Annotated in this window: 12 protein-coding genes; 4 read left to right on the top strand and 8 right to left on the bottom strand. The window is 42.7% G+C overall.

The features are described 5' to 3' along the window. Nucleotides 1–165: 165 nt before the first annotated feature. The 5 genes from H0262_RS02160 to H0262_RS02140 all read right to left on the bottom strand — a co-directional run bounded on the left by H0262_RS02160 (nt 166) and on the right by H0262_RS02140 (nt 4,639). Nucleotides 166–1,083, bottom strand: a complete 918-nt coding sequence (locus H0262_RS02160) for an ABC transporter substrate-binding protein (RefSeq protein ID WP_181209529.1) — start codon at nt 1,081–1,083, stop codon at nt 166–168. Between the two features lie 99 nt (nt 1,084–1,182). Continuing rightward, nucleotides 1,183–2,115: a transporter substrate-binding domain-containing protein gene (locus tag H0262_RS02155; RefSeq protein WP_181209528.1), complete on the bottom strand. Its 933-nt coding sequence runs from the start codon at nt 2,113–2,115 to the stop codon at nt 1,183–1,185. Between the two features lie 86 nt (nt 2,116–2,201). Then, complete coding sequence (locus H0262_RS02150; protein ID WP_181209527.1) at nt 2,202–3,002, bottom strand: transporter substrate-binding domain-containing protein; 801 nt, start codon at nt 3,000–3,002, stop codon at nt 2,202–2,204. A gap of 340 nt (nt 3,003–3,342) precedes the next feature. Next, nucleotides 3,343–4,140 carry an ABC transporter ATP-binding protein gene (locus tag H0262_RS02145; RefSeq protein ID WP_011512694.1) on the bottom strand — a complete coding sequence of 266 codons (798 nt, stop codon included), beginning with the start codon at nt 4,138–4,140 and terminating at the stop codon, nt 3,343–3,345. A 172-nt stretch (nt 4,141–4,312) separates the two neighbouring features. Then, nucleotides 4,313–4,639 carry a hypothetical protein gene (locus tag H0262_RS02140; RefSeq protein WP_181209526.1) on the bottom strand — a complete coding sequence of 109 codons (327 nt, stop codon included), beginning with the start codon at nt 4,637–4,639 and terminating at the stop codon, nt 4,313–4,315. A gap of 355 nt (nt 4,640–4,994) precedes the next feature. Between H0262_RS02140 and H0262_RS02135 the strand changes: the two genes are divergently transcribed. The 4 genes from H0262_RS02135 (at nt 4,995) to gltS (ending at nt 8,953) form a co-directional block, all read left to right on the top strand. Beyond that, the gene (locus H0262_RS02135; protein ID WP_181209525.1) at nt 4,995–6,296 is read left to right on the top strand and encodes a glutamate-5-semialdehyde dehydrogenase; all 1,302 of its coding nucleotides are present in this window, start codon (nt 4,995–4,997) and stop codon (nt 6,294–6,296) included. A 156-nt stretch (nt 6,297–6,452) separates the two neighbouring features. Beyond that, nucleotides 6,453–7,214, top strand: coding sequence for a ribonuclease domain-containing protein (locus H0262_RS02130; protein WP_181209524.1), 762 nt, complete (start codon nt 6,453–6,455; stop codon nt 7,212–7,214). Nucleotide 7,215: 1 nt separating this feature from the next. Continuing rightward, a complete protein-coding gene (locus H0262_RS02125; protein ID WP_181209523.1) occupies nt 7,216–7,590 on the top strand; it encodes a barstar family protein in 375 nt (124 codons plus the stop codon). Nucleotides 7,591–7,678: 88 nt separating this feature from the next. Beyond that, entirely contained in the window at nt 7,679–8,953 is a 1,275-nt protein-coding gene (gene gltS, locus H0262_RS02120) for a sodium/glutamate symporter (RefSeq protein WP_181209522.1), read from the top strand. A gap of 106 nt (nt 8,954–9,059) precedes the next feature. Here the strand turns inward: gltS and glyA are convergent, their stop codons facing one another. From glyA to H0262_RS02105, 3 genes are all read right to left on the bottom strand, one after another. After that, nucleotides 9,060–10,316 carry a serine hydroxymethyltransferase gene (glyA, locus tag H0262_RS02115; protein ID WP_181209521.1) on the bottom strand — a complete coding sequence of 419 codons (1,257 nt, stop codon included), beginning with the start codon at nt 10,314–10,316 and terminating at the stop codon, nt 9,060–9,062. Nucleotides 10,317–10,726: 410 nt separating this feature from the next. Then, nucleotides 10,727–11,221 (bottom strand): chorismate lyase, encoded by a 495-nt coding sequence (locus H0262_RS02110; RefSeq protein ID WP_181209520.1) that lies wholly within the window; start codon nt 11,219–11,221, stop codon nt 10,727–10,729. A 52-nt stretch (nt 11,222–11,273) separates the two neighbouring features. Further along, complete coding sequence (locus tag H0262_RS02105) at nt 11,274–12,611, bottom strand: GNAT family N-acetyltransferase (protein ID WP_181209519.1); 1,338 nt, start codon at nt 12,609–12,611, stop codon at nt 11,274–11,276. Nucleotides 12,612–12,666: the final 55 nt, after the last annotated feature.

The following is a 12,666-nucleotide window of genomic DNA, read 5'->3' as shown; positions in this document are numbered from 1 at the left end:
ATAATTTAGTTAAAGAACAGCAAATCTGTTGGTTAATAATGCCTACAATAATAGCGTGACTGTAAATAAGGACGCAAGAAAAAGGACATCACCATAATGGCGATGTCCTCATGCTTATTAACACAATATGAATGCAGTCGTGAAAACAGTAATACTACTGAGCCTTTACTGTGTAGCACTATCTACAGCTGGTGCTTCTGTTAGTGTCGCACTTGCTGGCACAGCAAAGTATTTTTGATTGATCTTATCATAAGTGCCATTGGCTTTAATATTGCTCAATGAGGTATTAATTTTTGCTTGTAGAGCTTCATCATTCGGACGGACGGCAATCGCAAAATTATCATTGATATCAATCTCCGCGCCCTTTAACACATAATTGCTACCGGACGTCGAGCTGAGCCATTCAATCGCTGGCAGTTTATCCGATATCATGGCATCGACGCGACCAGCACCCAAATCTAAAAACGCATTACTTAATGTATCATATAGCTTCATATCCGCTTTTGGATAAGTGTTTTCTAGCCACTGTGATGAGATGGTGGAGCGCTGAGCGGCGATAGAGTGGGCATTAATATCAGTCACCTTAGCAGGGTCAAAGGTGCTATCTTTTTTGGCTAAAAACACTAGCGCATTGCTAAAATACGGATCCGTAAAAGCTACTTGTTGAGCGCGCTCAGGGGTGACTGACATCGCAGCGACGATAGCATCATATTTACCAGCCTTGAGACCGGGGATGATACCGTCCCAATCTTGCGCCACAATCTCACAAGTTACTTGCATATCAGCACAGATAGCATTGGCAATTTCGATATCAAAACCGCCGAGCGTCCCATCTGCATTGGTATAGTTAAAGGGCGCATAAGCACCCTCAGTACCGATACGCAGCACATTACCCTCTGTCGCATCTGCTTTTTTCTCAGTTGTCTCCGCAGTATTATTAGCGTCTGAGTTAGTACTTTCAGCCCCTTTATCTTGACCGTTACTACAACCGACTAAAGCTAAAAATGCTGCTACTGCGAGTATAGGTTTTGAAAACCGCTGACTGGTCACTGAATTTGAGCCTATGACAAGATGGTTGCTCATAATCATCCTTGAGTTTATTACGTCGTGAAATTTTGATAAGTACTAGCAAATATGCATTCCTCAAAACTTAGGATCAATACATATTTGTCATCACAGGTATTAGTTTGCTGTCGCTTGCTCTTCTTTAGCAATCACCGTATCAGCATCGACACTAGCTTTATCCATGACTACTACTTCTTTGATATCACTAGTAGCGACTGCTTTTTGAGCAGCAGTGGTTGAGCTGGTACCAAAATAGCTACCCGTGATTTGATCATAAGTGCCATTGTCTTTTAGCTCAGCCAAGGCTTTATTAAATTTGGCAACCAATGGATCGCCTTTACGGAAAGCGATACCCATCGCATCATCATTGGTGCTGATTTCTTGGCCTTTGACTTCATAGTCTTTACCAGCTTCTGTTTTTAGCCAGTCAATACCAGTCACTTTATCAGACATCATCGCCCGTACACGACCTGACGTTAGATCCAGATACGCATTGTCTTGGGTATCATAAAGTTTGATATCAGCATCAGCATGTTTATCTTGTAGATATTGCGAAGCAACAGTTGAACGCTGTGAGGCAATTGGCTGACCTTTTAGAGCGTCAACACTAACATCGTCGCCTTTTTTACCGATTAAGATAATGCCGCTATGAAAGTAAGGTTCGCTAAATTCGACCACTTCTTTGCGCTCAGGGGTGATTGACATACCAGCGATGGCAGCGTCAAACTTCTGCGCATTTAAGCCTGGAATCAAGCCATCCCAATCCTGGGAGATCACTTCGCATTTGGCTTTCATTTGCGCACATAGTGCGTCAACCAATTCAATCTCATAGCCGATTAACTTGCCATCAGCATCGGTATAACTAAAAGGTTTATAGCTTGATTCTGTCGCGATTTTGATATTTAAAGGCGTATCAGTTGCAGCAGCTGTTTCAGTGCTTTCTGTCGGTGTAGAGCTGTTGTTACAGCCAGCTAGCATCAGCATGGCAGCGCTTAGTGGCGCTAACCACAAGGCTTTTTTGGTCATTGACGAGGTCATTGAAATGATCATAGTGGTTATTCCTTAATATATTTACCAGCCGTATATATATCCGCCACTTAAGAAGGATATAAACAATCGACGCTAATGATTACAGATTATTGACCAAAGTTTTGCTGCTCAAGACGGGCAAGCTCACCGTTACTGCGAATTTCACTCAGCGCTTTATTAAAGTCTTCTTTAATGGCATCGCCTTTACGAACAGCAATCGCAATATTGTCATCATTGTCAATCTCATCACCCACGATACCGAAGCCTTCAGGGTTGTCTGCTAACCATGATTTTGCTGATACTTTTTCAGCCAATACAACATCACTACGACCAGACTTTAGGTCCAAATAAGCATTGTCATAATTGTCATAAAGCTTAACGGTATTGCCGTCTTTGCCTTCATAATTGTCTTGTAAATAAGCACCCGGCGTCGTTGAACGTTGACCACCAAGCGTCAGATTTTTGATGACTTTAGGATCAAAACTGCCTTTGGTATCGGTCAGCCAAACCATCGTATTGGCAAAGTAAGGCTCGCTGAAATCGACTTTTTCTTGACGTTCAGCGGTAATAGACATACCAGCGATAACGGCATCGTATTTTTGCGCCAATAAACCCGGAATAATACCGTCCCAATCTTGAGCGACAATTTCACATTTGGCTTGCATCTGCTCACATAGAGCATTGGCAACGTCAATATCGAAACCCGCTAAACTGCCATCGGCATTGGTATAGTTAAAAGGAGGATATGCGCCTTCAGTCGCAATACGAATGGTCTTGCCAGCGGTTCCTGCTGTCGGTGCATCTGCATTGGTATCAGCAGCGTCATTGGCAGGTTGGCTACAAGCACCTAACATGAGCGCGGCAGTAACGGTCATCGATGACCACAATAGGCGAGAATTCGACATCATACGTTCCTTAAATTCTGATGGATTTTTAAGATGATTTTTAATCTCTAATTTTTAATACAGCGTTCTGGTATATTTTCTCTGACGTCCCTGCCAGATAAGTTACTCAGATTCAGGCAACTGGATATTCAGGCTGTGAGATATTTAGGTATATGGAGAAGTGCTATGCATACCCGTTCACAAGTCTTTTGATAATACCTGAGTGGAATATCAAAAACAAACGTTTTGCATACCGACTGTGATTATTGAGTAATAAAGGCACGAATAGACTTACTGATGTGCAATCTTAGCGTTTTAAACAATTATTGCTAAGATTGCCATTTTACCAGATTTAAGCAATGGATTAATTTTGACGATGTGAAGCCATAAAGTCTCTAACGCGCTCAGACTTAGGGTTATCAAAGACCTGCTCAGGCGTACCAATCTCTTCAATAACGCCTTGGTGTAAAAACACCACTTTACTAGAAACGTCACGAGCAAAACGCATCTCATGGGTCACAATCAGCATCGTGCGCCCCTCGGCTGCCAGCTCTCGCATCACCGCAAGCACTTCATTGACCAGCTCAGGATCTAATGCAGATGTCGGCTCATCAAACAATAATACCTGTGGCTGCATAGCAAGCGCGCGTGCAATAGCAACACGCTGACGCTGACCACCAGACAGATTAGCAGGATAAGCGTCTTTTTTATCAAGCAAACCGACTTTATCGAGCAGCTTTTCAGCATCGCTAATGGCTTGGTCTTTTTTTATTTTTAAGACTTGTATTGGCCCTTCAATGATATTGTCAATAATCGTTTTATGTGGCCATAAATTGAAATTCTGAAAGACAAAACCCACGCGTGCGCGCAAGTGTTCTAGCTGTTTGATATCAGCCGCTTGCAATTCGCCTGACTTAGCTGGCTTTAGCATCAGCTCATCTTTACCGATAATAATGCGACCTTGATTGGGCTTTTCGAGCAAATTGATACAGCGCAGCAGGGTCGACTTACCTGAGCCAGACGAGCCTAAAATAGAGATAACATCGCCGTCATAGGCAGTTAGAGATACGCCTTTCAGTACGGCCAATGAGCCGAAACTTTTATGGATATCTTGTAAATCTAAAGCGATAGGTCGAGTCGGATTATTTGCAGTATCAAGCATGGTTTAGCAGACTTCCAATAAATATGAATGAAAACATGACGTAAAAAGGCGCTTAGCATTGAAAAGGCGTTTGGCAATAAATTACCTTTATAAAATAAGGCCCATAATATACAGTCAATTATGGGCCTTATTTTATCATCTTAATAGCGTGAGCGCTGTTTTATCTGCCACATTAGTAGCTTGAGACGTGCTCTTCGCTTTCAGTACCGTCCATCACCTCTGCATCATCCGCAGTTGCTACGGCCACATCATCCGTGCTACTGACAGCCATATCATTGTCAGCAGTTGCTACCGCAACATCGTCAGCACTGCCGGCAGTAGCCACACCCGTGGCTTCATCTTCTACCGAAGTCTGCGCATCGACTGCTGGCGCCGTCTCTACCGGTGGCTCTTCTTTCTTACCACAGGCACTTAGCGTCAATGCCGCTGCAACCAATCCAACGCCCAACCAGTTTTTGTAAGCACCAGATTTTTGAATTTGTTGTTGATCAATGGTCATATTTATTCTCCAATATTTTTATTTACTATCATTAATTTCTACTATGAATAGCTATCATGTAGCCGAGCGAGTTCAAAAATAATGTGTTAAAGCTAAAATGAATCTTTTGCTGCTTAGCGCTCACTATACGGACGATTCATAGCGACTACCTTAGTAATTGCAGTCTATTTCTGTTAAAAATACGTAACCATAAATCCAATGCTCAATCATGACTATCATATAAAGACAAGCGAGCTCTATTCACAAAATCGGCTTTACTATCGACCTAATCTCCTCTATGTTAAATAGCAGAGTGCCATTAGAGCGCTAAAGAACACTGATTGTTTTCTATTTATAACTATAAGGAAGAATATTTATGAGTCAAACCAATACCACAGACGTAACCGCTTATATGCAAAATGTTGGTAAAGAAGCGCGCGCTGCATCCAGAGCACTGGCTGCTGCCAATACAGGTGACAAAAATGCTGCACTGATGGCGATTCACGATGTATTAAAGAACGCTAAGCAAGATATCTTAGCCGCCAATAAAGTCGATATGGACAATGGACAAAAGAACGAACTAGATGCTGCGCTGCTTGATCGCTTGGAGTTAAATGACGCCCGCTTTGATGGCATGCTACAAGGTCTAAAAGACGTTGCGGCATTGCCTGATCCTATTGGTGAGGTTACAGACATGAGGTATCGTCCGTCGGGTATTCATCTGGGTAAAATGCGCGTGCCACTTGGTGTAGTCGGTATGATTTATGAGTCGCGTCCCAATGTCACTTTGGAAGCAGCCTCACTGGCACTAAAGTCAGGTAACGCCATCATTTTACGTGGCGGCTCGGAAGCATTTGAGTCCAATCAAGCGATTGCCAGATGTATTTTAGAAGGACTAAAAAACGTTGGTATGTCTGAGTATAGTGTCCAAGTGCTAGAGACCACTGACCGTGCTGCCGTCGGTGAGCTTATCACTATGACAGAATATGTTGATGTTATCGTACCACGCGGCGGTAAAGGGTTGATTGAGCGTATCAGCCGCGATGCACGCGTGCCTGTCATTAAGCACTTAGATGGCAACTGTCATACCTTTATCGACAGTGATGCTGATCCCAAGATTGCCATTAACGTGAGTGTCAATGCCAAAACCCATCGCTATGGTACTTGTAATACCATGGAAACCTTGTTGGTCGATGAAGCCATCGCTGATGAGCTGTTACCAAAAATTGCCGAAGCCATCGTTGAAGCCGATAATGCGATGCAACTACGCCTTGATGATAAAGCGCAGGCTATTCTGAAGGATAACACTATCCTTAAAGGCCATTTATCAGCCGCCACCGCTGAAGATTGGGATACCGAATATCTCGCCCCTATCCTCGCGATTAAAATCTTATCAGGCATTGATGAGGCGATTGAGCATATCAACACCCATGGCAGTCATCATACCGATGTTATCATTACAGATAACTATACCAAGTCACAGCGATTTATTCGCGAAGTCGACTCGGCAAGCGTGATGATTAACGCCTCTAGCCGTTTTGCCGATGGTTTTGAATATGGTCTTGGTGCCGAAATTGGTATCTCAACTGACAAGATTCATGCGCGTGGACCAGTCGGACTTGAAGGCTTAACTTCACAAAAGTGGATCGTTTATGGTCATGGCGAAACACGTACCTAATTTATTACGTCTTCACTACAATCTATAATGTCGTCTGCAGTATAATTGTTACAGAACGTCAGCTTAATTGCTGGCGTTTTTTTATTATTAATAACTATATTATGTATGACATAAAGCCATTGTTTTACGTGATAAAAATCTATCGATAGGACGAGGATGCCCATGCAAAGTGGTAAAATTAAGCATTGGAATTCTGATAAAGGCTATGGCTTTATCGATGTCGACAATCAGAGTGAAGATGTGTTTTTTCACATAAAATCCGTGCGAATGGCGCAGCCTATCAGCAATGGGCAACGTGTCTATTTTAATAGTGAACGCAATGACAAAAACCAATTGCGCGCCACCGAAGTCACATCGGATGAATTGAGTATTTTAGAGACACCAGCATCCAATTCAGTGGCAAATTCAATGCATCGTAGCTCAGATAATGTTAGTCAGAAAAACAATCGAAGCCGCATTAGCAAAAATAATCGTAGCAGCCAAAATAAGAAAAGCAGCTTCTCTACTCCATTCAGTTTGATTGCCATTATCGCTGTTGCGGTTTATTTCTTTACTGATTTGAAATCCAGTTTTTTTGCCGATAGCGCGCCATCTACTACTCTATCGCAAAATCATATTGAATCTGCCAGTAATTCAAATGCAGCGGCTATCACTGGTGATGCGCAAATAGATCAGACGCTTGTGCTTATCAAGCAAGGTGGACCCTTCCCTTATCCTAACAAAGACGGAACCACTTTCTATAATCGCGAAGGCAAGTTACCGGAGCAGTCGCAAGGCTACTATCGCGAATATACTGTACCCACACCTGCCGTTTCGCATCGCGGCGCACGGCGTATTGTCACTGGCGGTCACCCACCAACCATTTATTATTTGACCCTTGATCATTACGACAGCTTTCAAAAACTGGAGGCGAAATAACATGACTCAAGCTATTTACTATGTAAATCGAAGCAGCACTAGGCAAAACCTTGTTAAAGGTAAAAGCAGCAGAACGTCTGCTACTACTCCTGAACAAGCAATCGCTATACCTATAGAAGAGCGATTAGATAAAGAAACACTCTTAAGTAGCTTAGCAAAAGCATGCGATTTCCCAAGTTGGTTTGGTCATAACTGGGATGCAGCGTGGGACTGCTTAACAGACAGTGACATCGAGCATTTGGTACTTGATTTAACAGCGGTTAAAAATATTAACCCCGAAGATTTTAATGTCTTCAAAAGTATTATAGAAGATGCTTTTAAAGAATTTGGCAAACCACAGCTGTGGATTGTCGTGGCGTCTGATGATTTGTCTTAGTCGCTAGTAAAAGAAGAATCTAAATTCGAGATAAAAACAGATTTATCCCGAATTCAGGTTAATTTATATTTATAGAAAGGATTAACATATGGAAATCACCCTAAACGGCTATTACACCCTGATATTAGCCACATTAGTACTTTTGCTTGGACGCTTCTTAGTCAAAAGAATTAAGTTTTTAGAAGATTTCAATATTCCAGAACCAGTCGCAGGCGGTTTGGTCGCAGCGATTGTCGTTTATATTCTTAATATTGTTTGGGGCTATAGCTTTAATTTCCATCAAGGACTGCAAACAGCGACTATGCTGATGTTTTTTGCCTCTATCGGACTTAGCGCTGATTTTGGTCGGTTAAAAGCAGGTGGCTCACCCTTACTGATTTTCACCATCATCGTGTCTGTCTTTATCATTTTGCAAGACATCCTTGGTGTTGCAATGGCAAGCGCACTTGGGCTTGATCCTTTGCTTGGCTTGGTGACCGGTTCAATCGCTTTGACTGGTGGTCATGGTACTGCTGGTGCTTGGGGCATTACTTTGGAGGAGCAGTATGGTGTCGTTGGCGCGACGACGCTGGGTATCGCAGTTGCCACTTATGGTTTAGTGGCAGGCGGTATTATCGGTGGTCCTGTTGCCCGTCGCTTGATTAAAAAGCTTGGTCTCAAGCCTACAGCAATCAATCCAAACCCAAGTGATGTCGAAAAACTGGCAAGTGAGCAGTCGCTCTATAGCACCAAGCATAGCGAAGAGGAAGTTCATAGTAATAAGGAGATGTTTGAAAAGCCGGATAATATCCGTCTGATTACAGCATCGTCTACCATTGAATCATTGGCACTGTTTGCCGCAGCATTGGCATTTGCTGATCTCATGACTTTGGTAGCGCAGGATACGTGGTTTGAGTTACCGACCTTTGTATGGGCATTAGCAGGTGGTGTGATTTTGCGTAACACCTTAACCATGGTATTTAACTTTGATATGTTTGACCGTGCGATTGACGTCATTGGTAACGCTTCTCTGAGTCTTTTCTTAGCGATGGCTTTATTGTCATTAAAGCTGTGGCAATTGACAGATTTGGCAGGTCCGGTATTGATCATCTTATTGTCACAAACTGTTCTAATGATTGGCTATGCTTACTTTGTGACCTTCAAACTCATGGGCAAAGACTATGATGCAGCTGTCTTGTCAGCAGGACACTGTGGTTTCGGTATGGGTGCAACTCCTACAGCGATTGCCAATATGCAGGCGGTCACCGATCGTTACCTACCATCACATAAGGCATTTTTGATTGTACCTATGGTTGGTGCATTCTTCGTTGATATCGTTAACGCGACGATCTTGCAGATATTCACCAAATTGCCATTTATGTGATTTGATAAATTAAAACGTTAATTTAAATAGTCGTAAAACAAAAAACCGCCTAGCAAAAGCTAAGCGGTTTTTTTATTTCTGACTTATAAAACCAATTAATTAGAAATTACTGGTTTTTAGCGTATACAGGAAGCTCTTTACAGATCGCTTCTACTTTGCCACGTACTTCAGCAGTTACTGCTTCATCGCCACGGCTGTCAAGAACATCACAAATCCAACCTGCCAAATCACCTGCTTGTGCTGCGTTGAAGCCGCGAGTGGTAATCGCTGGTGTACCAATACGGATACCAGAAGTCACAAACGGAGATTTTGGATCGTTTGGTACGGCGTTTTTATTGACCGTAATGTGTGCGTCACCCAACCATTTATCCGCTTCTTTACCAGTCATCTCTTGCTTAACTAAGCTGATAAGCATCAGATGGTTTTCAGTGCCACCAGAGATAATTTCATAACCACGATCTTGAATGACTTTTGCCATGGCTTGAGCGTTTTTAACCACTTGCTGCTGATAGGTTTTGAAGTTCTCTTCTAATGCTTCTTTAAAGCAAACTGCTTTTGCCGCGATGACATGCATCAACGGACCACCTTGGTTGCCTGGGAATACGGCAGAATTGAGCTTTTTAGCAAGTACTTCATCACGAGCAAGAATCATACCTGAACGTGGGCCACGTAAGGTTTTGTGCGTCGTCGTGGTCACCACATCAGCAAACGGTACTGGGCTTGGGTAAACGCCACCAGCGATAAGACCAGCAACGTGAGCCATATCCACTAGCAAGTAAGCGCCTACTTCGTCAGCGATTTCACGGAAACGTGCCCAATCAACTACTTGTGAATACGCTGAAAAACCAGCGATGATCATCTTAGGCTTATGCTCTTTTGCCAAGCTCTCAACTTGGTCATAATCGATAAGACCAGTGCCTTCGACCAAACCATACTGTACTGCATTGTAGTTTAAACCTGAGAAGTTGATATGTGCGCCATGCGTTAAGTGACCACCAGCATCTAAACTCATGCCAAGCACAGTATCATTGGCTTCAAGCAATGCTAAAAAGACAGCAGAGTTTGCTTGGCTACCAGAGTGTGGCTGTACGTTCACATATTCTGCACCAAACAATTCTTTTGCACGGTCAATAGCTAGTTGCTCAACGACGTCAACATGCTCACAACCACCGTAATAGCGCTTACCAGGATAGCCTTCAGCGTATTTGTTGGTCAAATCAGTACCCTGCGCTTCCATCACTGCTTGTGAGCAGTAATTTTCTGAAGCGATAAGCTCAATATGGTTCTCTTGACGAACGCTTTCAGCAGCCATAGCTTTAGCAAGTACTGGATCAAAATCTTTGATAGAGATATCTTTAAACATAGTAAAGTCCTAAGTGGTGACGTTTATTAGTAATAACGGTCGTTGAAAGAAGCGAGTAGCAAAAGAAGTTTGAAATAGGCAAGCAAAAGGCATGAGCTTATCATTAGCTTGCAGTTTTAAGGATAAATTCGATACTCTTTTGCATCGATATTCTCGCTAAAGTTTAAGTGTAACATGAAACTTTATGTTGCGAGCGCAAAAAAATATCAGCTTATTTTGAGTAGACGACAAGGCAAAATTCTCTATATTTAAATCTATTTTTTTCAGTAACTTATCAATATATCCTCTAAATAGAAGCAGTAAATTCATTAAAATTTATTCACTAAAAACTTATCTGAACAATAAAGTGGAAAATAGTTGGCTAATTAATTGGTTGTTTTAATTTTCTGATGAAGTACTTAAATATCCAATTATTTTTCACAGAAATGTGGCAAAAAGGTCTCACTAATGAGTAAAGAACGACCGTACCAATCATAAAGTGTCTGCCGTTGCCAGCCATCTGCCGTATGTTTGATACAGCGCTGATTGGGCAAGGTACGACTGCGATTAAACAATACATAACCTATGGGTGTGCTTTTTAGTTGCTGTAGACGTCTGGCACTGCCTTTTAGACTTGATAACGGAAACAGGCTTTGCGCCTGTACCCATGGTAGCTCGTCATTCCCGTATAAATATACCTCACGGACCCATGCCAGCCGTGGATGACTAAGCGCTGCCCCTTTGATACCCAGTTGTTTTTTTTGTGCTAAAGACAATAACCGATAGCCCTCAAATCTGCGTTCTACAAGTAACGGCCGCCCAGCTTTTACCTCTAGCAAGGCAGTAAGAGAGCCTTCGGTATTTAGCCAAGGCAATAGCTCAGTTGGAGGTAATGAATTGGTTACGCAAGAAAGATGAGAGGTCATAGTTTACGGCTAATATGTACTTTATTAAGTAGAAGATGGTTAAAAGATAAGGTTATTCATTGTTATCGAACATTGGCATATTATCAATATTAAACGGCAAAGCTTCAAATGCCTGCTCTCGATATTGCGACATCTGTAGCCGATCTTTGCGGCAAAAATCAGCAATCGCTGGCACAAAACGCGCATCATAAATACGGTGCAGTGAGTGGGTAGCTGTTGGAATAAAGCCACGAATCAACTTATGCTCGCCTTGCGTTCCTGGGTCGAAATAGTGCAAGCCTTGCTCGATGGCAAACTCAATACCTTGATAATAGCACAGCTCAAAATGCAAGCTATCATACTCACCAAGCGCTCCCCAATAACGACCGTACAAAGTTGCCGTTTTATTGTCAGGCTTATCATATAAAAACAGACTGCTCGCGATAATCTCACCGTTGGCATCAAGTGCTTGTGCGAGCATTAAATGCTCAGCCATATGTTGCGCTAATGCTTTAAAAAAATCCATGGTCAAATAAGGCTGCTGCCCACGTACCGCATAAGTCATTACATAGCAATGATAAAAAGTCTTCCAGTCGGACTCGGTAATGTCATCACCGCATTTTCGCTGGCACGTAATACCTTGCTCAGCAACTTTTCTGCGCTCAGCCCGAATGGTTTTGCGTTTTTTGGCTTTGAGCGTGGTCAAAAATGCTTCAAAATCTGTAAATGGCTGATCATCTTGAGTTAGATTTTTATTTTGCCATAAAAATTGGCAACCTTGACGCTCAAGTATCGGTAGCTCAATCGGTTTTGCCGTTACACCATTTGCTTGGTTTTTAAGCGCCATTTCTATATCAATATCAGTCGGCAGCGATGCGTTAGCCATAGCAGCCATCTCAGGTGTGACAAATAGCCCATGCCAGCCAGAGGCATCTACTTGCTGCGCAATATCATCCACCCCTGCAATAGCGGTCTTTATAATGTCAGCATCGAGCGTCTCACCTGCTGCCAACCATAAGCGCTGCCCAGTAATAGGCGTATAAGGGGCGCTAGTTACCAAACGCGGATAGTAGTCGAGACCATACTGCGCATAAGCTTGCGCCCATGAATGGTCAAATACAAATTCCCCTTGGTGATGACCTTTAATAAATACGGGCATCACGGCAACCGGCTGCTTCACCTTTATAGAAGCTTCTACAGAAGACAAATTTTGCTGTACTACAAAATCATCATCGGCATCTACACGGTGCACTAATATATAAATAGGTAACCAGCCAGCCTCTTCGCCAATCGCGCCAGTGTCACTAAGCGCTTGCCAAAAGGCAAATGACATAAAAGGGGTGTCTGGCGTTTGCCACTCGCTTAGGCTTTGCCAACTGATATCGTTCAGTAACGCATATTGTAAATTCATAATCAGTACACTGTTTTTTTTGATGACTTTTCTTGATCATATAGCCTATCAAATT

The sequence above is a fragment of the Psychrobacter sp. D2 genome (assembly GCF_013608135.1).
Lineage (GTDB): Bacteria > Pseudomonadota > Gammaproteobacteria > Pseudomonadales > Moraxellaceae > Psychrobacter > Psychrobacter cryohalolentis.
The sequence above is the reverse complement of the archived record's forward strand: the minus strand, read 5'-3'. Positions and strand labels throughout refer to the sequence as shown.